Raw genomic sequence first — 17,782 nt, 5'->3', positions numbered from 1 at the left:
TGTTTTAGTATTTTGTGAGTCCGGTTCGGATGGATTCGGCATCCCAACCGGGAGTGTAAAAATTGCCCTCTCCAACGAGGAGCCACGAGGGGGAAATGTGAAAATCCCTTACGAGATACGTGAGCCACGACGGCTGGAATATGTCGCGGGTGGGATCAGCAGAGAGGGTGTGGAGGTTGCGCCGGTTTATGTCATAGCGGTCGGTAAATGATTTGGTGCCGCGAATGACCTTGTCGGTCTTGAGGCGACTCAGAGCCTCGAAAAAACGGAGGACGATTATTTGACTGTCGGGTGACTGCATGAGGATGAGCGTTTGATGGCGTCGTTGATGAAATTATTTTTCTTGTCGAGTTGTTGTTGCCAACAGGAGATCGTTTCAGCCGGAAAATCTGTACGCCCTTCGACGGTCAGCTGATGGATCTCTTCGGCAGTCATGACCGGCAAATATTGCTCGAGGGTGAGAAGCTGACGGAGGTGTTCCTTGGCGGCGTCGACCGCCGACGTCAGCATTGACCCCTCGCCGAGGAGGAGCCATCTGGCGTTGATGTCTGGGAATTTTTCGAGTAGCGCGACTATGGGTCGGATCCCGATGCCTCCCTGCCCCAATATGAGGCGGGAGAGGTATTGTGGTGACCATCCCATAAGGGCGGCAAATTCGGTCTGATTGCCCCCGGTAGCGTATTCGATGATTTGGCGCAGACGGTTATTCATTATGTCGGTTATGAGTTGAGCAAACGAATGAATTCCTCACGGGTGATTCCAAGAGTGCGAATATTAGACCTGATGATAAACTCTGGAACGGGATCTACATGGGTCTGGAAAATGACAGGCCGGAACATGCCTTCTTCCTGCCAAGCCTCATGACCTCCTTTGGTGCGGACACACCGCAACCCAAGCATGGTGAGCACGGCGCGAAATTGCGCTATGCTCACATTTGACAATGCACCCATTATGCCATTGCGATTTGTGCGGGTGCTACAATCTTTTCAAACCCGATGCCTGAGTTGACAAGGTGTTTCAACTCCGGCTTCTTCAACAGTGTACTGAATGCAGGGGCTCGCAAGGTGCGTTGGGTGATCTTCCATCCGTGAGCTACAAGATCATCGAACAGAGTGCCATTGTCTACACACGTTTCGATATAGAGCTGGAAGCATTCGTAGAATGCTGAAACTGCATCGTTGAAAGACGCTCCCGACGTCGACAAGTCGAGCGACGGACAGTAGGCTATCTGTCGGTCACCTTCGGCAAAAATATAGAATTCGATATTGAATTTATACTGCCTGTTGCGATTATCTGTTGCGGTGGTTGTCAACGAAACTTTTGTGTTATATTGTTTTTCGGCCATAAATATAACAATTAAATTTTGATAATAGATTAAATGCCGAGGAGTTGTTTCTTTTTAGTGTCGAATTCTTCTTGCGTAAGAATGCCGGCGTCAAGAAGCTGTTTCAGCTTGAGTATTTCGTCAGCAGCGGAGATTGTTGGGGCTGTTTGAGTGGGGACTGGCGGCGGTGTCATCCCGGGCTGATTGCTGAATATTTTATCCTGAACGAATTCTTTGATGCGTTCGACCAGCTCGTTGTTGGCTTTTGCGAATACGATAGAGTTCTCATCGTCCGCGGCATTGTACACGCCTCCGCGCCGTTCGATCGCTCCCTGAATACCAAACTGGAGATACCCGTTTGCGAGCATGCCGCCGCGTTTCATTTGGACGCTCTGAATGGTGGTGTAAGGGAATGACTTCTCGCCGGCGGTGCCATGTGTCATGAATCCGAGTACGCCTTTGCGAGTGATCACAATGTGAGAATTGTAGACGGCAAGCTGGCCGTTGGTGCCTTTTAAGAAAAAAATGGGATCCGATGCCATGATGATATGAGTGTTAAGGTAAATAATGTTTTTTACCAACCGAAGTCGGCCTGATACTTTATGACTTTCCAAACGCCGCGGATAAGGTTGCGCGGCAGCTCCTCGTCGGCTACGTCGGGGTTGTATGATACGCACCAAACGTAGTTCTTAGGGTCGGGATCGTAGCGGCGAACCTCTTTGGTTATGCGTCGGCCGTCACGAAGCCAAAGGACGTATATGTTGCCATACCCGAAATACTCCTGCCAATCCTCGACCTTGCGGATCAGCAGCACGGATCCGGGCGGGATGGTCGGCGACATGGAGTTGCCGGTCTGGATGATGGCCACGTCTCCCTCGCGGGCGTCGGTGAACGGGAGGAGCTTTATCGGATATTGTTCCGAAGGCTCAATCAGATTGAGAGAATGAACACCTCCGACGCTATCGATATTGATGAGCGGCACAAGTTTATAGGATTCGCGCGCGTGTGAGGTTTCGGCCTCCGGTTCATCGACCGACTCACCAAGATCTTTGAGCATTTCGCCTTCGCCGGTTAAGAGCCAACTCTTGCTTATATCAAGTGATATGCAAATCTTGTTTATTACAGCTTCGTCGCATGGACGCTTTTCGCGCAAGATGGCAGACAGATTGGGCTGATGGATATTAATTCGTTCTGCCATCTGGCTCTGATTTAGACTTAAACGATTCATGATCTCTCGTATGCGAGAGACGACCTCCGTGGATGAAGTTGTCATATCATTTGATAAGTTAAAAATATTTAATTACTTGTTTAATTATATCATTTGATATAAATTTGCATTGTGATTTTGAAACGGGTTAATAAACACGCCTCAAAAATACGAAATAAAATCGAGATTAAACAAAAAAGTTAAAACAAATAACTCCACAACAACAAATCACAATGAAAGCGACAATTACACAGATATACGCTGGGCAAGTGGCTGAGACCGTAAAGGGCGGTAATACTGTCAAAATACGGCATATGATAAGCCGGAAGCAGAAGGCGATGGCCGAAGCACTGGAGCTGGCCGAGTTCTACAAAACCGACAAACCCGAATTTGCAGAGGAGGAAGCCACACGTGCGAAACGCCTGCAAAGAGAGATCAGGCAGCTCAAAAAATTTAGCATCAAACCCCAAGTAAAATAAGACAAATAATTCTACAACGATTATGTTACAGAGCGAATATGAAGCCTTGACGGGCAAGCCTATCGAGGCAGAGGAATACCAAAAGATCGAGCGGGTCTATATGGTAGCATCGGACGCTATCGGCAAAGAAGATTTTTGCAAGGCCATGAAGAAGGCCAATAGCGATACGACGTGCTTGATTTACGACCTCACCAAGCAAGCAGAACGCTTTCAAACGATGGCGCGTGAAGCCAAACAGGAGACTAAACGCGAATTTGAGTGCAGTTACGAACTCAAGAAAGAGAACGCGGAACTGTGCAGAATCAACACTGAATTACGCAAGGACTTCAACGAGGCAATCGCCCAAAAGGTTAATCTCGCCCTCGCGCTTATGGGGGCAGGAATGGAAAATAGAGCCATAGAGATCCTTGGCCACGGATACGTGATCAGCCTGAAATGCTCCACCAACATGGAGCTGACAAATAAAGACAAGGCATATATTGCCAAGCTGTTAGCTAATAAATAATGCAAGTTGTTAAATATGAGTAAATTACCCCCCCCCTCTGCGCCCAAACTGGACGCCAAGCGGTTTGCGGCGGAAGCAGGAATCAGCGAGCAGGAGGCAGAGAGAGTGCTTGAAGATGCACTCGCAGAGAAGAAAAGAATCGACGAAATGAACGAAAAGCAACAGCGATGAATGAGGAAACGAAAGTAATGATATTCCGGGCGAAGTGTGGCACGGCAGAAAGAGAGCTTGCCTTCCCCGTGCCGGCCTCGATGGTGGAATGGATGGGACTCATCCAGCTTCCGGAGAACCCGACCGAAGATGGCGATCCGATGCAGTACACGGTAGAGGGCAGCAAGAAGATACAACTGTCGATAAGCCTGCTGGATCTCCGGCGTAAATTCTAAAGAAAAATCAACAAATCAAATAACATAACAGATATGGCTCCTACAGCAGAATTACGAACAGACGCAGAGAAAGCGAGAGACGCGAAGCACAGAGCTATCTGCAACGACTTTCTGACGCTCTCAAATTCGGCTCCCGGCGCAGCAGCTCATAGGCTCTTCCGGGTGATAGCAGACAAGTATGAAATGACCGTGCCCGGTATAAGACGAATCGTCATCAACGCCGGACTTTACAACCCAAACTAAAACGAAGACGATGAAACAGACAACAATCAAAGAAACGGCGAAGAGCGCTGCAAAGTCGCTGATATTGTTCGCACTTGTGGTGATCTCGATAATCTGCCTGATGGCCGGGCTGGAGGAAGATGGTAGCGATTGGTGGTTTGCCGTGTTGGTCGGCTCAAAAGTTATATCCGTCGGAGCATTCTGGGCATCGATCAGGCTTTATGACCGATGGAGTAAAACCGACAAGTGGCTCATGGCGTATGACCGCGAATGCAAGAAGACGGATGAGGCTCCGAATCCGATGTACCATGCTAAAAAGGAAGCGCGATGAGGTACAGTCCTACTCCTCCGGACGTGGCGGATAACGGATGGTACGATACAACCACTACGGCCAAGAAGCTTGGCGTCGAACGTACCACATTCTGGCGGCTGGTAAAAGCAGGAAGAATCAAGAGGCGAATGTGCGCCATAGACAACAAGTACAGGTATCAAGGCAAGGATATACGTAAACTATGGTATTCCTTCCTATGACAAATACAGGGCTATCCGGGAGGATCCCTGCGACAGAGAGCTGTCGCGAAGAGGTATAATTTTTAAGGTAAAAAAAAGAGGGTCAATCCGTGAGGACGCCCGTCGCAAGAGTGCGACAAAACCGACATTTTGTCAAATCGTTATCAATCGTTTGTCGCCCGAAGCAAGCAGCCGGGCGGCACACTGCCGGGGAGGAGCGTCACTCATGAGGAGGCCACAGCCTCCCGCTCCCCGGCAAAAGGCCGGATAGCTCAGTTGGCAGAGCAACCGCGCGGTAACCAATCCGCCGGGGTGTCCGTGGTTCGAGTCCACGTCCGGCCACCAACAAAGTAGCACATTGACATCGCGGACGCATACGCAAGGTGCGTGTGTGGAAAGTAGATAACCAATACAGGCCTGCCGCGCAGCCGTGCAACGCGGACGCGACAGGCCACAAGGGAGAGTAGCGATAATGGCAGGCGCGCCACTCGTAGAGCGACAAGCCCGTAGCCGGGAGGTGCCGAGAATACGAGGGAGTGTGGTAGGCGACACATTGCGGGTTCGACTCCCGCCTCTCCCGCAAAGCAACGCGGAAAGCTTTTAGACCGCATTTAACAAAAACAGCAATGAACGAAATCATTGAAATCAAGCAGGCGGAAGTACTGCAGGCCATCAATCGCAGTGAGGTTGATATGCAGATCGCCACGGCGAAACAATATCCGAGGCACCTGCCGACGGTATTGAATCAGATTGCCACGCTGGCTACGCTCGACGCTGAAACGGCAGAGGATTGTTTCTACATCCTCCGGCGCAAGGGCGAAGGTGGCGGCAATACTATCGAGGGGCTGTCGGTCAGGATGGCCGAGATCATCGCCGGAGCGTGGGGCAACCTGCGGGTGCAGACGCGCATCATCGGCAACGACGGCAAAACAATCACGGCGCAAGGCGTATGTCACGACCTCGAAACCAACGTGGCGGTGAGTGTGGAGGTAAAGCGACGCATAACAGATCGCAACGGCAGGACATACAGCGAGGATATGCAGGTGGTGACCGGAAACGCTGCATCGGCCATAGCGTTCCGAAATGCCGTGCTAAAAGTTGTGCCTAAGGCCGTGACAAAGCGTGTGATCGCAGACGTAAAGCAGGTAGCCATGGGACAGGCTCTCGATCTCGAAACGAGCCGTCAGCGCATGGTAGACTACTTCGGCAAGCTGGGAGTGACAGAGGAGCTTCTTCTGGAGTACCTCGAGCTGAAAAAGCGAGAGGAAATCGACAAGGAGCGCGTATTCGAACTCCGGGCCTTGGCCAATGCGATCAAGGAGGGCACAACGACCGTTCAGGAAGCATTCATGCAGCCCATCGAAGATCGCCGACAGGCAGCAGCGGCCAAACAGAAAGCCATCGAGGCTCGAGAGAAAGCCGCAGCGGCAGCAAGCCGTCAGGCAAAAAAGGTGGCCACTCCGGCGCCCCCTAAGCCGGAAAAACCGGCAGAAAACATCGATGAGGAAACCGGAGAAGTGAAAGAGTGACAACATAACGGAGGATGACTCCATGGATATTCTCAACAAATTGACCCCCTATGGATTATTTAAATTGACCCCCATTGATAACCTGTGATTTTTGGACAGTTTTTACAGGGGTTGACAATAGGGTCTGGGGGATTCTGATGGCGTGTTGATAATTAAGATTTATTTACAAAAATAATCATTTGATTTTATTCTGCAACTTGCGGATGGACTCTCCGAAGAGCTCTATCCTTATCGAGTGGTGCACGATCCTGTCGAGGATCGCATCGGCGATCGTCTTCTCTCCGATCACGTCATGCCAGTCGCATACGGGAACCTGGGAGGTGATGATGGTGGCTCGTCGTCCGTGCCGGTCCTCGATTATGTCCATCAGTGAGGATCGCGCGGCGGCATCGAAAGGATGTATGCCGAAGTCATCAAGGATGAGAAGGTCGGTACGCTCGATCCTTTTCAGTTCGGTAAGAATCGTGCCTTTTGCCTTTGCGGCGCTTCAGCTGGCCCATCAGGCGTGCTGTGCTGGCGTATAGCACGCGCATCCCTTTCTGGCATGCCCGGTAGCCCAGAGCGGTTGCTATGTAGCTTTTGCCGGTGCCGGCACTGCCGGTGATGAAGATGTCGCGTGGCTCGGTGACGAAGGTCATCTCGGAGAGCCGCATCAGCAGGTTCCGGTCAAGGCCGCGCTCAAGGGAGTAGTCTATCTCCTCGATTGAGGCGCGGTAACGGAACGAGGCCTGTTTCTGCAGGCGCTGTATAAGCCGGTTGGTGCGGTCGTCCCATTCATTTTCCACGAGCCACGCCACGAACTGGTCTGTTGTCATGCCTTCGCTTTTGAACGATTCCATTGATGTGCGGAAGGCCCGCGTGCATGCCCAGCAGCCGCATCTGCGACATCCGGGCGAGTGTCTGTTGGTTCATTTCCATTGTTGTATGTATTGTTGGATTGATATGTTACCTGAAGTATTCCTTCCCGCGTATGTTTGCATGCCGGGGCATCTGGGCGCTCTCCTCGCACTCTTGACCCGGGAAGGGTGTCGTCATCGAGGCAGTCATGACGGCTGCGCAGTATCGAGTCGACGGCGCTGTAGTTGTAGAGTCCGGAGGATGCGGCTGGCGGCGGCAGGCTGACCAGCAAGGCGGTCGTTGCCGACCCTGGATGCGAACGACAGTATGCCCTTGCAGGATTTGTAGGCCTGTTCGGGATGGGTCTTTGACTCTATGACATGCCGCAGGAAGTCCTCTACGTCGGCATGTATGCGTGCCCCCTGCCTCAGGAAGCCCTCGACGCTCCATCCGCTCAGGTCCGGTGTAAAGCCGAGGCAAGGTGATTCGGCTCCGTGGTATACCCGTACGGGCGCCATCCTCTGGGATGTACGGCCACGCGGTCTCCGCCGCAGTATATCTCAACCGTACGTGAGTCATACAGTATGTTGACCTTGCGGCCGATAAGACGGTGGGGCACGCTGTAGTAGTGGCGGTCAAGGCGTACGTGCCCGTTGCGCTGTACCGTGGCGGTATGCCGTTCCTTCCAGCTCGAACCTTATGGGATTTAACGGGCGCAGGTACATGCGCTCCAGATCCTCGAAACTGCTCGCGGCGGCTGTAAGGGCGTCCGCTCATGCGGGCGTTGTTGTGAAGCTCCAGCGCCGTACGGATAGCGGCGTTCAGCGACACAAGATCATGATGAGTGCGCTGTCGCACCAACGGGTAGATGCTGCGGTAGATGAGCTTGACGGCGCCCTCCACCAGGCCTTGTCGCGCGGCTTGCGCACGCGTGCCGGTATGACTGCGCAACCGTGATGCTCGGCGAAGGCCGCGTAATCCTCATTGAGCTCCGCCTCGTAACGGCTTGCGCTTCTTTACGGCAGCCTTGAGATTGTCTGGCACGATGGCCGCCGGTGCCCCGCCATAAAAATGAAGCGCATTCTCACAGCACCGTATGAAGTCCTCCTTGCGCTGGCTCATCACGGCCTCAACATATGTAAGCTGTGAGCAAGGCAGTATGGCCACGAACACCTCCACGGCGATGATCCCGCCGCTGTCACGGTCGACCAGCTCCAGACGGTCGCCTGCGTAATCGACATACATCTTGTCGCCGGCCTTGTGTTCCAGATGCGCTATAGGGTGCATCTGCGCCACATACAGACGCATCAGACGGCTGAACGTCGACCGGGAATAGCCTCCCGGGTGACTCCCGATATAGTCGTCATACAGCTTCTGCCGCGTCATACCTCTCTTTTTCAGACGTCTGACATAATCAGGCATAAGTCCCATAAGCTCCTGATGGCGGCTTGACACGGGTTCCGAACCGACCGCTCTCACTCCGAAAATCTCATTCAGATCCGGATCCTCCAGTTTCAGAAGATCCTCGATGCCACGGTTCAGCTCCATAAACCGCCGGAGGTATTTACGCACCGTGTTGCGCGCTATGCCCGTCAGGTTGCTGATACTCTTGGCTCCGTTGCCGTTGGCGTGGCATCGGAGCACCTGTCTTAATTTGTTCATGCTCAGTTTTCGATTTGCCATCAGTCGTATGTTTAATATTATTTAACATACAATATAGCTCAAAAACTCCTTTTGCCAACTCCCGTAAAGTCTTTTTCCGGGGGTAATTTGCTTGACCGGACGGGGGTCAATTTAAATGATTTTCCGGGGGCAATTTATCTGGTCAACCGGGGGGCAAATTCACTGAGTTTTTCCATCTGACCAACGACGGCAATCCGGCGTGGGTGCTGCCACAGGCTATCGGTCTGTATGACGCATGTGGCAAATCGGCCACCTACACGGTGTTTGACGATTCGCCAAGCGGAGGCAACGAGAGCACATGGCGCGTGTATGTGGCATCGTTGACGCAGATTAGCACGGGTATCAGGTTTGTGATCAACTCCAACCGCAACACATCAAGCACGACTTATCGGCTCTTTGTCGATGTCGCCGGCTGCGGCAGCAACTCAAAAACATTCACGATGCCACAGTACTCATCTACTAATTTGGATTTTACGTGGAATGAGCTGCGCATGGGTTCGCCTGCACCCGCGGCCGGGTCAACCTACAACATACGTATGCAGATACACTCGATGTCCGGCACATCGGCAACCACCCTCTGGTGGGGGGCAAAAAACAATAACAATACAATAACTAACCTCAAAACAATAAATTATGAACAAAAACAAAGTGCAGGTGGTGGCAGCCACCTATCAGGTCAACAATGACCACGACGACAATCGCGAGTATCGGATCTCGGCAAGCGTGAGAATCGGAGCGGACAACACCGTGGAGAGTATCGACGCGGGAGTAGTGTCGACGCTTGACGGCCACAGCGTCGCTACATTTCGCCGCTACATGGGCGGGGTCTGACGGTAGAGTTTGACGCTACATGCCCGGATCAGACTGCGACGCTCGACGCCATAAACGGATTTATCGCAGATTGCGGGGAAGGAGGGGTTGCGTAATGAAGACATTCGAACTGCTGAATCTATCGGATATACTTTCGCGCCTGCCTCTCGGCAAACTGTCGATCGAGCGACGCGCAGCTCTGACACGCACGGTGTGTGCCATATCAAGGGCACGCAAGCCATTCGACGATTGTCTGACAGAGGCGAAGAAGAAGCTTGTGCCGGACGGCTACGAGGAGCTGTCCGGCAAGACCGACAGAACACCCGATGAGGATGCGCGCCTCAAAGACATGACCGAAAACTACAACAAGGCCGTACATGCCACTATCAAGCCGGAGCTTAACGCAGAGGTGACGCTGACCGTCAGCAAACCGATGACGGCGGAGGATCTGCTTGCACTGGCCGACTGTGACGAGAAATGGACTCTCGCCGATACAATGTGGGTAGCCAACCTGCTCGGCATAGACATGGCAGAGTAAACAACCAATCAAGCCATAACAATAAATCAACTATGATCAAGAGATTTAAGGTATGGAGGCGTGAACGCCGTATCAGGCAGTTCCGCTCACGGCTGAAAGAGGCCTATCCGGACGCGGCGAAGTTCATCGAACGCATAGCATGGCTCGACGGCACGGATGAGTATCTTCTCAATTGCAGCTTAACTACAGCCGGGAATCTCGGAGCTTATTGCTACGAGGGCAGCACGTCATCATGGAGAGAAAGCCACGATTGAGAGCTTAATATTCCGCAGGTATTTTGTTGGCAGCAACCAAGGATGAAACAACTGATTGGAATGCGGTGGCGACCTCTCGTATATCCTTGCGCGGGCCGGCTGGAAGATCACACGGAATGTTTTGGCTTCTGGCAATATTCATGACCGCTGTTTTGATAAGCCCGATGTCATAGTTGCCTAAAGGAGTTGCCACACAACAAGGGATTCCGAGGAGTGAACAAACTCGACATACAGCCATCCCGATCTCTTTGGCCTGATAGGGCGGAATAGAAAAGTTTCTCATAAGTGTAAAACAATCCCGGCATAGGGCTGACGGCAATAAAGTGACGCTCTGCCGACGGCGATATGCCGGGAAGTAAATAAGTTCAGTCGCGCGGACGGGAGCGTCACCAACCGCCGCGACACAAAAGTAATAAAAAATCTTACAGACGATGAAAAATATCAACGTAATTATCCGAGGCAATCTGATTTGCAGCGGAAATATAACACCTACTCCGGATGGAGACGTGAGTGCATTTTGCTGCCCAGCGGATGTGGTTTTGCCAAAGATATTCAGGCACGGTGAAACCATATACGACATAACGAATGCCGTTGTAATAAACGGCGACGTGAGGACAAACAGCGTTACATCACTGGGAATTGGCGGCGTACTCGTGACCGGTAGCGTTATGATGTACAATAATGGCATTGTTGACGAGTGGCATAAGACGTATCCCGAAATCGAAATCATAGAGCCATGAAGTATTTTTCTTTTCAAGAGTTCGAGCGGTCAGGTACCGCCTACCGCCACGGCATCGCCAACACCGCGCCGGAGAGTGCCCGCAAGAACATCGCGGTGCTTGTAGACAAAGTGCTCGACCCTCTGCGCGAGGCGTGGGGAAAGCCGATCGCGGTAACGAGCGGCTATCGATGCGCGGCACTCAACAAGGCGGTGGGAGGCAGTGCGACAAGCCACCACTGCAAAGGCATGGCAGCCGATCTTACGACGGGCAACTGCGTAGAGAACCGTCGGATCTTTCAGCTGATAATGGATATGGGACTTCCGTTCACCCAATTAATCGACGAGAAGAATTTCTCATGGGTGCATGTGAGCCTTGACCCTGCGGATGTGAAACGTCAGGTGTTGAAGCTATGACCCCGCGCGACACGAAGTATCAGCCGGGAGTGTGTACCGCCCTGCTTGTAGCTATCCTCATGCTTCTTGCAGTGGCAGTCATGCTGTCGGGATGCTCGCCCACGAAGTATGTGCCAGTGGAGACGGTGCGCACTGAATATGTCAACGCCGACACCACGGGGCTGTATGAGCGCATGAGGAGTTTCTTTGAGTCGCAACGGCTCAAAGAAACTTCCTCTGACTCTTTAATCGACCGCACGAAGGAAACCGTGGTGCTGAAAGAGAACGGCGATACCGCAAGACATGACAAGGAACGTATAGTATATGTCGCATCTTATCGTGAAAAGGAGCTTGAACACAAGGTGCAGCAACAGGACAGCATAATCAAGGCACTGCGCCTTCAGCTTGAATCGGTGAAGTCAGACACCATCCCTGTTCCCTATCCTGTGGAAAAGCAGCTGACAAAGTGGCAGCAGACCAAGATGGACTTCGGAGGGTTCGCCCTCGGAGGCGTCGCGATTGTAATCTGTGCCGTCGTCGTATGGCTTGTTAGGAAGTTTAGAAAGTAAAACAGAAAAGCAATGGAAAGCCAAAGTAATACATTCTGTGCGTTTTTCGCGGTTCTCGGAGCGGCCATAGTCGACTTCTACGCTCATCTTTCGGGGTGGCTCCCGCTGGCGGGAGGACTGCTGTTACTTGATCTGCGCTTCGGCATCAAGGCGGCGCGAGTCCGCGGGGAGAAGATCCGCTTCTCGCGGGCGTGGCGTAGGACGATAAACAAAAGCGTGGACTATCTCGGATGGGTAACGGTGGCCGAAATGTTGTCGCGCACGTTTGGCGTCAATCTCGGTAAGCCGGTTGTATCCATAGGAGTTCTGATGATTGTATACGCGATTGAATTGACGAGTTGTCTCAACAACTACTTCGAGTATAAGGGACTGCCATGGCGTTTCGAGCCGTGGGAGTGGATAAAGAAGAAAATCCCGATCGGAGAACTGCTTAAGAAAAATAAAGCGGACTGAATGATGCTTGCGAGGACCGAAGAGAATTTGTAACTTTGCAGCGTTGTTGTGGAGTTGTTTTCAACTCCAGAGCTTGTAGGCTCCGCCATGGTTATTCGTGACGGGGCTTATTTTGTGGAATTGTCTCAGGTTACGCTGGATTGTCTATCTTTTGACGGACATACAAACACCTATGACAAAGCAAATACTCCATTAGGCTACAAATTCGCTGAAAATAACGCTTACTGCTTACCATACAGCACATAATCAATCACCCGGCGGTTAGCCTCGTCGATTTTGCGCCGATCAAAGTCGATATAAATATCGGTGACAGAATTCCCTCCATGGCCAAGCGCAGCGGCAATAGTTTCTTTTGGGATATCGAGTGAGGCGGCTATGGTAGCCCAAGAGTGACGCGCCCAATAAGTCGATATGCGCATACCGAGCTGATAACCTATAGGAGCAAGACCACGACAGACTGAGGCGTAGAACGACCGATAGTTGGCGTAGTCATCAAGATAAGAGAGGAGATAATCGGATCCCCAATACTGCGCTATTATAGCCATCGCCTCCGGCTCAACTTTGATAGAATACAGACGATGAGTTTTGGCGCGGGAGTACTCTATCCGTCCGTCGACGATCTTGCGCAGGCGGCATAAGTCTACCACGTTTATGCCGCACAAGAAAAATATTAGCTTAAAGCAATCCAGAGCTTGCTGCTCGAAGGGCTCCATCCCTTGTGCGTTTAGCACTTCGCGCAATTGGTCGAGCGTCAGCGCGCGTTTTCGTGTTGATTCGGGGGTGATCTTGAACTTGCGAAACGGGTAGCAGCTTATCAAGCCATCGGTGATTGTATCGTTGAATATGGCGCGAATATTGCGAAAATGGATGTTGCGGGCATTGCGCGATGGGGATGTTTGCGCGAGGAATGCGTCAAACCGTCGAAGCCAAGCAACGGTTATGTCCTCGAATCGCAGACCGCCTAAATTCTGCTTGCGAGTGAAAGCCTGCAGACGATGAAGCGTATTGCGATATACGCGTTGTGTGCCAGCAGAATGTGACGAGACAAACTCATTGTATCGTGAGAGGAAAGTCAGATCCGGCTTAGAATCGGAGGGGTACAACTCCGCCATGACTCGCTTTTTGATGTCGCAAGCGCGCATATTCAGGAGCTCGCCGTCTGATTGAAGACGATAAATTATGCCATCTGCGTTGAGCTTGCACTCCGCGATTTGACTATTTAATTGCTGCTTGCGGGGATGGCCAATTATCATTTGCCGGCTGATGTCCCACTGAGTAGGCAGGAGAGAGACATTAAGGGGGATAAATGCTCTCACGCCATTTTTGGTAAGGACGAGGCGGAGAGGTGCCGGAGCACCGGGCCGAACGGCTCGGCAATCAAGATAAAATCGAGTAGTGATCATAACCTTAAAATCGCTCGCTTGTGAGTTGCTTGTGAAATGCAACTATCTGCAACGTAGTGCTACAAACTGCAACATCTGCGGGCTTTTTTTTTAAGGCGTCCGGCCTCTTTGTATAAAATAAAACGCCATAATGAAATCGCAAAACGATTTGATTACGAGCGTCTTATCTTGCGGAGCGAGGGGGATTCGAACCCCCGAGCCGCTTTTGGCGACTACACGCTTTCCAGGCGTGCCTCTTCAACCACTCGAGCATCGCTCCATAAAATGGACGGTTGAACTTTGTGGGTGCAAAGTTAGTTTTTTTTTGCGAATTAAGCAAGCGCTTATCTCACTTTCTATGCGTAATGCAGCTGTCAAAATGCCTTATTGTGCGTATTAACCTGATTTACAGAAGCATACATAGCGAAGTCAGTCATTTCATCAAAAAACAATAGTATGGGAAATATGGCGCAAGGCAGATATCTGTCTTGGCATCCTTATGGCGTGCATCCTCTCCGAGCAAAACGCTCAGGTGATCCCAGAATGGTTTCCGATGATGTTTGTGACGAAAATGAGCTATTTCGTGAAGTATCACCCCGTCAATCCAGTCGCTTCGGAATATTACGAGCATCGGTGGGAGATAGATGACATTGTCGTAAGTGCATTGGCCGAGCACATTTTTAGGCAAGCGCTTTATTACGACTCCACCGCCGGCAAGTCTTTTGTTTTCGAGCCAGTATCTGACTCGTTCGGGCAGCACTTTTTCGGCCTGCGCAGTAATATGGTCGCGAAGCGTGACACGTAGCCATTCCTGAATGCCAGTATCATTGAAGTCTGTCGACGGGGAATAGATAATATCTATCTGCGGCAGATCGGCGACGATGATCATGACAGTATGGCCGTCGACGATATATCGGCACGAGGCACACAGATATTCGCCCTCGCGGTCTATTATGCCACCGTCTACCTGATGCCATGCCACATTTATATGAGCAGTCCTTAGCCTCAGCGACGGATTGATGATGAATTCAGGCTGTTTCATGCTTTCCATTTGCGGTCGAGCAATGCATCGAAGGCTTTGCTGTTGGAGTTGATCTGTAGTCCGTAGAAACGTGTGCCTTTGCTCTGCGCCTTTCTTACACGCTCGGTATTGGCTCGGTCGGGCGGATTGAATATGAAGTCGGATATGATCAGCACGTCCGCCATACCATAGTCATCCGATTCCAGCAGCCTCAGTGCCTCGATCAGCAGTTTTTCCTCGCCATTGCCGCCTGTGAATCTTTGTTGCAGAAACGATGTAAGGGCACGCATGTTGGCCCCACGCCCGAGATCGATAGAGCGGATTCTCACAGAAAATGTGATCAGATAGCAACTCCGATGTTCGGCGCGGGCTATTCTGACAAGCTGTATCAAAAGTGATTTGGCCATCTGCTCCGGTCGCCCGTACATAGATCCGCTGGTGTCCACCGCTACAATTATCGGCCCCTTTTTAGGCCGTGGCAAGGGGTTGTTGATCTGAGTCTTTAGAGGCGCCGCCGATGGTGCCGAAAACTGTTGAAGCTGTCTCAAGGCATAGCACTGATAAAACAGCTGCTCGGTGTCGGGAGTCGACAGCAGGAGGGTTTCAGAGGGGGTGACACGTTCTATATCATTACCGAACGAAATTTTAGAAATACCTTCGCCCGCATCATTCGACGACAATCCCTTCGGGAGATAGCTATACATGAGATTGTCTACTGTGCCGTCGGCATCACGGGCGCGGCCTATGATGTCTACAATCTCGCTCAACACAGGCGACTTATAGACTATATCCTCAATCTTGCGTCGTTCGATATAGTCCTGATCGCCGATCTCACGGAAGCGCTGTGCCCAGTTCTGTTTCGAGCGCGCGAGCATCTCCCTGCGGGTCTCTTCCGCATGGTTGCGACAGGCCGATTCCCAGTCGGAGGTAAGCGCGGCGAACACTGCATCGTTGTTTTCGCCGTCAAAGCGTTGTGAATATCCGTCGATGTTCACCTCATACTTGGTATACCGTTGCTTTATATGCCCTACCACTCCCGACCATTGCCGGCGCTTCTGTTCGATCGACGCACTTCTGAATCGATTTATCATCGCGAGTTCGGCAGCAAGCTGCTGTTCGACGATGGCGAAATGCTGCAGCAACGCCTGAAAAAAATCCATAAGATTCTCTTTCAGCACCTCCGCCCAAAGCGGATCGACGCTGACCAGATGAGGATTCTCGTCGATCACTTGACGCATGTATGCGCCAAGCTGATCATCAGCAGCGATCTCCGGAGGCATTTCCCTGCGCTCGATATAGAAATCGAATGCTTCGGAGTACGTGTCGATCCGGTTATTTATGCGTTCCGTATCGCTCATCACAGCAATGATGCAAGATTCTGCAGTTTGATCTCTGTTTCGGTCACCGATTGTTCAGCCTCGGCTATTTTCTTCCTGACCAAAGCCATATCGGTCGACGAAAGGAATATATTGACCGGTGTCTTCCAATTGTGATCTACCATCGCACGCCATTCGTCCAGGAGCGTTGCAAATTCGTTTTTAAGATCGTCGACACGCTGATATACAGGCTTGGCCTTTCCGGAACTCACGGTGTCAGCCTCGTCACAGTCGGCTCTTGTAAACGTATATGGAATGCCGTCGACAAACAATCCTCCCCTGCACTTCTGCAATTCGCACCGCCTTATACTGTCGCCATCCGATGACTTGCTCTCAAGCGGACGCCCCGGGAGCATGGCATGGATGACGAAACGCTTGCGTGCTTTGTCGAAATATTGTATGCCTGCCACACTCCGCGAATCGTCCAGACCGTTGTAATCCCATTTGGCAAACAGGCATTCGCCGTCGGGATAATCATCTATCCGATAATAAAAGAAATCGAATTCCTTGAACCGCCCGGCGGCATTCCGTTCAGTCTTGTCGGACTCCGACGGACGTAATATCCGCTTTATTTCCCGATCTACCGACGAAAGCCGCTTCAATATCGGCGACACCATGGATTCGAGCACGGCTTTGATGACCGGTTCACGGCTCTCTGCATCGCTCCAGAAACAGTGGATCAGCAATATGAAGTCAGTCATATCTATCTGCCGGCGACCGTTTAGTAATGCTGACGTCTGCATAAGCCCGAACGATTTTTTCCAGCGCCGGTCGGATATATAGAAACGCAGATGGCCCTCATCATCCTTTTCAAGCGTCATCAATGCCTTACGCAATGCCTTGATCGAAGCAGCCACATCTGTTCCCAGTCCGACGCTGCGCGACTCCTTCTGCCATCGCCCATACTCTTCCGATGTTATAGCCCTGTCTGAATCCAGAGGAGAGTTGTCCATGGCATCGCCTTGGATCATCTTCATGAATGCTGATTCGCTTTCGATGCAATTGGATACCATTCTTACCAGAAAGCGATCCCATAGAGCCTCCAGTCCTTCGTTTTTAGCCGGGAGTTCATTGCTTGCGGCTATGAGTGTCTTCATGGGGATTCTGACTGTGCTGCTTCCGTTATGATATATATGTTCATTGACGGCGGTCAGAAGCGTATTTTGTATTGATGGTCCGGCCTTCCATATTTCATCAAGAAACACCACATCGGCCGTGGGCAGATAGCCGTCAGTCAGACGCTCGTAGCGATCCTCGTTTTTGAGCTTAGATATTGATATCGGGCCGAAAATTTCATCAGGAGTGCTGAAACGCGACATCAGATAATCAAACGACCGGGCATTGTCAAAAACGTCCTTGAGCCTTGATGCGACAAGACTCTTGGCTGTACCCGGAGGTCCGAGAAGAAACATATTTTCCCCGGCCACGGCACATAGCAGAGCCATAGCCACAATCTGATCTTTCTCATACACTCCCCTGCTCATCCAGGATATCACATCCTTTATGCGCGCCGTCATTGACGCATCGTCGCTACTGTCTGCCGCTTGCCTCGGTCTTGTTTTCTTGGCCATAAATCCAATCGT

The 17,782-nt window shown here is 51.5% G+C and carries 27 protein-coding genes, 3 tRNA genes and 2 pseudogenes; 17 read left to right on the top strand and 15 right to left on the bottom strand.

The annotated features are described in order from the left end of the window. Positions 1 to 4: 4 nt before the first annotated feature. The 5 genes from NF347_RS05215 to NF347_RS05195 form a co-directional block, all read right to left on the bottom strand. A complete protein-coding gene (locus tag NF347_RS05215) occupies positions 5 to 301 on the bottom strand; it encodes a hypothetical protein (protein WP_107034693.1) in 297 nt (98 codons plus the stop codon). After that, positions 277 to 711 carry a helix-turn-helix domain-containing protein gene (locus NF347_RS05210; RefSeq protein WP_107034692.1) on the bottom strand — a complete coding sequence of 145 codons (435 nt, stop codon included), beginning with the start codon at positions 709 to 711 and terminating at the stop codon, positions 277 to 279. The genes NF347_RS05215 and NF347_RS05210 overlap by 25 nt, the downstream gene beginning before the upstream one ends. Positions 712 to 949: 238 nt before the next feature. Then, positions 950 to 1,345 (bottom strand): hypothetical protein, encoded by a 396-nt coding sequence (locus NF347_RS05205; RefSeq protein ID WP_107034690.1) that lies wholly within the window; start codon positions 1,343 to 1,345, stop codon positions 950 to 952. Between the two features lie 29 nt (positions 1,346 to 1,374). Then, positions 1,375 to 1,866 carry an SHOCT domain-containing protein gene (locus tag NF347_RS05200; RefSeq protein WP_107034689.1) on the bottom strand — a complete coding sequence of 164 codons (492 nt, stop codon included), beginning with the start codon at positions 1,864 to 1,866 and terminating at the stop codon, positions 1,375 to 1,377. Positions 1,867 to 1,898: 32 nt separating this feature from the next. Continuing rightward, the gene (locus NF347_RS05195; protein WP_107034688.1) at positions 1,899 to 2,597 is read right to left on the bottom strand and encodes an XRE family transcriptional regulator; all 699 of its coding nucleotides are present in this window, start codon (positions 2,595 to 2,597) and stop codon (positions 1,899 to 1,901) included. Between the two features lie 167 nt (positions 2,598 to 2,764). Between NF347_RS05195 and NF347_RS05190 the strand changes: the two genes are divergently transcribed. The 10 genes from NF347_RS05190 to NF347_RS05145 all read left to right on the top strand — a co-directional run bounded on the left by NF347_RS05190 (position 2,765) and on the right by NF347_RS05145 (position 6,162). Next, on the top strand, positions 2,765 to 3,010 hold the full coding sequence (locus tag NF347_RS05190) for a hypothetical protein (RefSeq protein WP_107034687.1): 246 nt from the start codon (positions 2,765 to 2,767) through the stop codon (positions 3,008 to 3,010). Positions 3,011 to 3,032: 22 nt separating this feature from the next. Next, a complete protein-coding gene (locus NF347_RS05185; protein ID WP_107034686.1) occupies positions 3,033 to 3,515 on the top strand; it encodes a hypothetical protein in 483 nt (160 codons plus the stop codon). Positions 3,516 to 3,530: 15 nt separating this feature from the next. After that, positions 3,531 to 3,686, top strand: coding sequence for a hypothetical protein (locus NF347_RS05180; protein WP_161553779.1), 156 nt, complete (start codon positions 3,531 to 3,533; stop codon positions 3,684 to 3,686). Next, a complete protein-coding gene (locus tag NF347_RS05175; protein ID WP_107034685.1) occupies positions 3,683 to 3,901 on the top strand; it encodes a hypothetical protein in 219 nt (72 codons plus the stop codon). The genes NF347_RS05180 and NF347_RS05175 overlap by 4 nt, the downstream gene beginning before the upstream one ends. Before the next feature lie 33 nt (positions 3,902 to 3,934). Continuing rightward, complete coding sequence (locus tag NF347_RS05170) at positions 3,935 to 4,144, top strand: hypothetical protein (protein ID WP_107034684.1); 210 nt, start codon at positions 3,935 to 3,937, stop codon at positions 4,142 to 4,144. Positions 4,145 to 4,154: 10 nt separating this feature from the next. Then, positions 4,155 to 4,454 carry a hypothetical protein gene (locus tag NF347_RS05165; protein WP_107034683.1) on the top strand — a complete coding sequence of 100 codons (300 nt, stop codon included), beginning with the start codon at positions 4,155 to 4,157 and terminating at the stop codon, positions 4,452 to 4,454. Then, positions 4,451 to 4,654: a helix-turn-helix domain-containing protein gene (locus tag NF347_RS05160; protein ID WP_133165444.1), complete on the top strand. Its 204-nt coding sequence runs from the start codon at positions 4,451 to 4,453 to the stop codon at positions 4,652 to 4,654. The genes NF347_RS05165 and NF347_RS05160 overlap by 4 nt, the downstream gene beginning before the upstream one ends. 240 nt (positions 4,655 to 4,894) lie before the next feature. After that, a tRNA-OTHER gene (locus NF347_RS05155) sits at positions 4,895 to 4,978 on the top strand. 112 nt (positions 4,979 to 5,090) lie between these two features. Then, a tRNA-OTHER gene (locus NF347_RS05150) sits at positions 5,091 to 5,213 on the top strand. Positions 5,214 to 5,259: 46 nt separating this feature from the next. Continuing rightward, complete coding sequence (locus tag NF347_RS05145; RefSeq protein WP_107034682.1) at positions 5,260 to 6,162, top strand: hypothetical protein; 903 nt, start codon at positions 5,260 to 5,262, stop codon at positions 6,160 to 6,162. 175 nt (positions 6,163 to 6,337) lie between these two features. Here the strand turns inward: NF347_RS05145 and istB are convergent. The 4 genes and pseudogenes from istB to NF347_RS05125 all read right to left on the bottom strand — a co-directional run bounded on the left by istB (position 6,338) and on the right by NF347_RS05125 (position 8,661). After that, a pseudogene (istB, locus tag NF347_RS05140) lies at positions 6,338 to 7,080 on the bottom strand (IS21-like element helper ATPase IstB). A 125-nt stretch (positions 7,081 to 7,205) separates the two neighbouring features. Next, positions 7,206 to 7,517, bottom strand: a complete 312-nt coding sequence (locus NF347_RS05135) for a hypothetical protein (protein WP_306254329.1) — start codon at positions 7,515 to 7,517, stop codon at positions 7,206 to 7,208. Continuing rightward, a pseudogene (locus NF347_RS05130) lies at positions 7,454 to 7,624 on the bottom strand (Mu transposase domain-containing protein); the annotation flags it as partial. The gene NF347_RS05135 and the pseudogene NF347_RS05130, both read right to left, overlap by 64 nt. Positions 7,625 to 7,980: 356 nt before the next feature. Further along, on the bottom strand, positions 7,981 to 8,661 hold the full coding sequence (locus tag NF347_RS05125; RefSeq protein WP_306254328.1) for a hypothetical protein: 681 nt from the start codon (positions 8,659 to 8,661) through the stop codon (positions 7,981 to 7,983). A 654-nt stretch (positions 8,662 to 9,315) separates the two neighbouring features. Here NF347_RS05125 and NF347_RS05120 point away from each other — a divergent pair. The 3 genes from NF347_RS05120 to NF347_RS05110 all read left to right on the top strand — a co-directional run bounded on the left by NF347_RS05120 (position 9,316) and on the right by NF347_RS05110 (position 10,284). Next, the gene (locus NF347_RS05120) at positions 9,316 to 9,513 is read left to right on the top strand and encodes a hypothetical protein (protein ID WP_306254327.1); all 198 of its coding nucleotides are present in this window, start codon (positions 9,316 to 9,318) and stop codon (positions 9,511 to 9,513) included. Positions 9,514 to 9,607: 94 nt separating this feature from the next. Beyond that, a complete protein-coding gene (locus tag NF347_RS05115; RefSeq protein WP_107035855.1) occupies positions 9,608 to 10,030 on the top strand; it encodes a hypothetical protein in 423 nt (140 codons plus the stop codon). Positions 10,031 to 10,062: 32 nt separating this feature from the next. Further along, positions 10,063 to 10,284 (top strand): hypothetical protein, encoded by a 222-nt coding sequence (locus tag NF347_RS05110; protein ID WP_107035854.1) that lies wholly within the window; start codon positions 10,063 to 10,065, stop codon positions 10,282 to 10,284. Between the two features lie 4 nt (positions 10,285 to 10,288). Here the strand turns inward: NF347_RS05110 and NF347_RS05105 are convergent, their stop codons facing one another. After that, positions 10,289 to 10,567 (bottom strand): hypothetical protein, encoded by a 279-nt coding sequence (locus NF347_RS05105; RefSeq protein WP_133165566.1) that lies wholly within the window; start codon positions 10,565 to 10,567, stop codon positions 10,289 to 10,291. Between the two features lie 148 nt (positions 10,568 to 10,715). On the opposite strand from NF347_RS05105, the gene NF347_RS05100 reads away from it, so the two are divergent. The 4 genes from NF347_RS05100 to NF347_RS05085 are packed head-to-tail and all read left to right on the top strand — an operon-like array spanning position 10,716 to position 12,420. Next, positions 10,716 to 11,024, top strand: a complete 309-nt coding sequence (locus NF347_RS05100; RefSeq protein WP_133165565.1) for a hypothetical protein — start codon at positions 10,716 to 10,718, stop codon at positions 11,022 to 11,024. Next, positions 11,021 to 11,419: a D-Ala-D-Ala carboxypeptidase family metallohydrolase gene (locus tag NF347_RS05095; protein ID WP_107035852.1), complete on the top strand. Its 399-nt coding sequence runs from the start codon at positions 11,021 to 11,023 to the stop codon at positions 11,417 to 11,419. Before NF347_RS05100 ends, NF347_RS05095 begins: the two co-directional genes overlap by 4 nt. Further along, the gene (locus NF347_RS05090) at positions 11,416 to 11,967 is read left to right on the top strand and encodes a hypothetical protein (RefSeq protein ID WP_107035851.1); all 552 of its coding nucleotides are present in this window, start codon (positions 11,416 to 11,418) and stop codon (positions 11,965 to 11,967) included. Before NF347_RS05095 ends, NF347_RS05090 begins: the two co-directional genes overlap by 4 nt. Positions 11,968 to 11,979: 12 nt before the next feature. Then, entirely contained in the window at positions 11,980 to 12,420 is a 441-nt protein-coding gene (locus NF347_RS05085) for a hypothetical protein (RefSeq protein WP_107035850.1), read from the top strand. 221 nt (positions 12,421 to 12,641) lie between these two features. On the opposite strand, the gene NF347_RS05080 is transcribed toward NF347_RS05085, so the two are convergent. The 5 genes from NF347_RS05080 to NF347_RS05060 all read right to left on the bottom strand — a co-directional run bounded on the left by NF347_RS05080 (position 12,642) and on the right by NF347_RS05060 (position 17,770). Next, positions 12,642 to 13,823, bottom strand: coding sequence for a site-specific integrase (locus NF347_RS05080; RefSeq protein WP_107035849.1), 1,182 nt, complete (start codon positions 13,821 to 13,823; stop codon positions 12,642 to 12,644). Between the two features lie 171 nt (positions 13,824 to 13,994). Continuing rightward, positions 13,995 to 14,082: transfer RNA gene (locus tag NF347_RS05075), tRNA-Ser, on the bottom strand. 153 nt (positions 14,083 to 14,235) lie between these two features. Beyond that, a complete protein-coding gene (locus tag NF347_RS05070; protein ID WP_107035848.1) occupies positions 14,236 to 14,853 on the bottom strand; it encodes a YgjP-like metallopeptidase domain-containing protein in 618 nt (205 codons plus the stop codon). Then, a complete protein-coding gene (locus NF347_RS05065; RefSeq protein ID WP_107035847.1) occupies positions 14,841 to 16,181 on the bottom strand; it encodes a vWA domain-containing protein in 1,341 nt (446 codons plus the stop codon). The genes NF347_RS05070 and NF347_RS05065 overlap by 13 nt, the downstream gene beginning before the upstream one ends. Further along, positions 16,181 to 17,770 carry an AAA family ATPase gene (locus NF347_RS05060; protein ID WP_107035846.1) on the bottom strand — a complete coding sequence of 530 codons (1,590 nt, stop codon included), beginning with the start codon at positions 17,768 to 17,770 and terminating at the stop codon, positions 16,181 to 16,183. The genes NF347_RS05065 and NF347_RS05060 overlap by 1 nt, the downstream gene beginning before the upstream one ends. Positions 17,771 to 17,782: the final 12 nt, after the last annotated feature.

It is taken from the genome of Paramuribaculum intestinale, from assembly GCF_030759015.1.
Lineage (GTDB): Bacteria > Bacteroidota > Bacteroidia > Bacteroidales > Muribaculaceae > Paramuribaculum > Paramuribaculum intestinale.
Note: the sequence above shows the minus strand (reverse complement) of the source record. Positions and strands in the feature narration are given on the sequence as shown.

What these genes read in the sequence shown, in the direction of transcription:
- NF347_RS05215 (WP_107034693.1), bottom strand. Translation starts at nt 301, where the DNA reads ATGCAGTCACCCGACAGTCAAATAATCGTCCTCCGTTTTTTCGAGGCT.
- NF347_RS05210 (WP_107034692.1), bottom strand. Translation starts at nt 711, where the DNA reads ATGAATAACCGTCTGCGCCAAATCATCGAATACGCTACCGGGGGCAAT.
- NF347_RS05205 (WP_107034690.1), bottom strand. Translation starts at nt 1,345, where the DNA reads ATGGCCGAAAAACAATATAACACAAAAGTTTCGTTGACAACCACCGCA.
- NF347_RS05200 (WP_107034689.1), bottom strand. Translation starts at nt 1,866, where the DNA reads ATGGCATCGGATCCCATTTTTTTCTTAAAAGGCACCAACGGCCAGCTT.
- NF347_RS05195 (WP_107034688.1), bottom strand. Translation starts at nt 2,597, where the DNA reads ATGACAACTTCATCCACGGAGGTCGTCTCTCGCATACGAGAGATCATG.
- NF347_RS05190 (WP_107034687.1), top strand. Translation starts at nt 2,765, where the DNA reads ATGAAAGCGACAATTACACAGATATACGCTGGGCAAGTGGCTGAGACC.
- NF347_RS05185 (WP_107034686.1), top strand. Translation starts at nt 3,033, where the DNA reads ATGTTACAGAGCGAATATGAAGCCTTGACGGGCAAGCCTATCGAGGCA.
- NF347_RS05180 (WP_161553779.1), top strand. Translation starts at nt 3,531, where the DNA reads ATGAGTAAATTACCCCCCCCCTCTGCGCCCAAACTGGACGCCAAGCGG.
- NF347_RS05175 (WP_107034685.1), top strand. Translation starts at nt 3,683, where the DNA reads ATGAATGAGGAAACGAAAGTAATGATATTCCGGGCGAAGTGTGGCACG.
- NF347_RS05170 (WP_107034684.1), top strand. Translation starts at nt 3,935, where the DNA reads ATGGCTCCTACAGCAGAATTACGAACAGACGCAGAGAAAGCGAGAGAC.
- NF347_RS05165 (WP_107034683.1), top strand. Translation starts at nt 4,155, where the DNA reads ATGAAACAGACAACAATCAAAGAAACGGCGAAGAGCGCTGCAAAGTCG.
- NF347_RS05160 (WP_133165444.1), top strand. Translation starts at nt 4,451, where the DNA reads ATGAGGTACAGTCCTACTCCTCCGGACGTGGCGGATAACGGATGGTAC.
- NF347_RS05145 (WP_107034682.1), top strand. Translation starts at nt 5,260, where the DNA reads ATGAACGAAATCATTGAAATCAAGCAGGCGGAAGTACTGCAGGCCATC.
- NF347_RS05135 (WP_306254329.1), bottom strand. Translation starts at nt 7,517, where the DNA reads ATGGCGCCCGTACGGGTATACCACGGAGCCGAATCACCTTGCCTCGGC.
- NF347_RS05125 (WP_306254328.1), bottom strand. Translation starts at nt 8,661, where the DNA reads ATGAACAAATTAAGACAGGTGCTCCGATGCCACGCCAACGGCAACGGA.
- NF347_RS05120 (WP_306254327.1), top strand. Translation starts at nt 9,316, where the DNA reads ATGAACAAAAACAAAGTGCAGGTGGTGGCAGCCACCTATCAGGTCAAC.
- NF347_RS05115 (WP_107035855.1), top strand. Translation starts at nt 9,608, where the DNA reads ATGAAGACATTCGAACTGCTGAATCTATCGGATATACTTTCGCGCCTG.
- NF347_RS05110 (WP_107035854.1), top strand. Translation starts at nt 10,063, where the DNA reads ATGATCAAGAGATTTAAGGTATGGAGGCGTGAACGCCGTATCAGGCAG.
- NF347_RS05105 (WP_133165566.1), bottom strand. Translation starts at nt 10,567, where the DNA reads ATGAGAAACTTTTCTATTCCGCCCTATCAGGCCAAAGAGATCGGGATG.
- NF347_RS05100 (WP_133165565.1), top strand. Translation starts at nt 10,716, where the DNA reads ATGAAAAATATCAACGTAATTATCCGAGGCAATCTGATTTGCAGCGGA.
- NF347_RS05095 (WP_107035852.1), top strand. Translation starts at nt 11,021, where the DNA reads ATGAAGTATTTTTCTTTTCAAGAGTTCGAGCGGTCAGGTACCGCCTAC.
- NF347_RS05090 (WP_107035851.1), top strand. Translation starts at nt 11,416, where the DNA reads ATGACCCCGCGCGACACGAAGTATCAGCCGGGAGTGTGTACCGCCCTG.
- NF347_RS05085 (WP_107035850.1), top strand. Translation starts at nt 11,980, where the DNA reads ATGGAAAGCCAAAGTAATACATTCTGTGCGTTTTTCGCGGTTCTCGGA.
- NF347_RS05080 (WP_107035849.1), bottom strand. Translation starts at nt 13,823, where the DNA reads ATGATCACTACTCGATTTTATCTTGATTGCCGAGCCGTTCGGCCCGGT.
- NF347_RS05070 (WP_107035848.1), bottom strand. Translation starts at nt 14,853, where the DNA reads ATGGAAAGCATGAAACAGCCTGAATTCATCATCAATCCGTCGCTGAGG.
- NF347_RS05065 (WP_107035847.1), bottom strand. Translation starts at nt 16,181, where the DNA reads ATGAGCGATACGGAACGCATAAATAACCGGATCGACACGTACTCCGAA.
- NF347_RS05060 (WP_107035846.1), bottom strand. Translation starts at nt 17,770, where the DNA reads ATGGCCAAGAAAACAAGACCGAGGCAAGCGGCAGACAGTAGCGACGAT.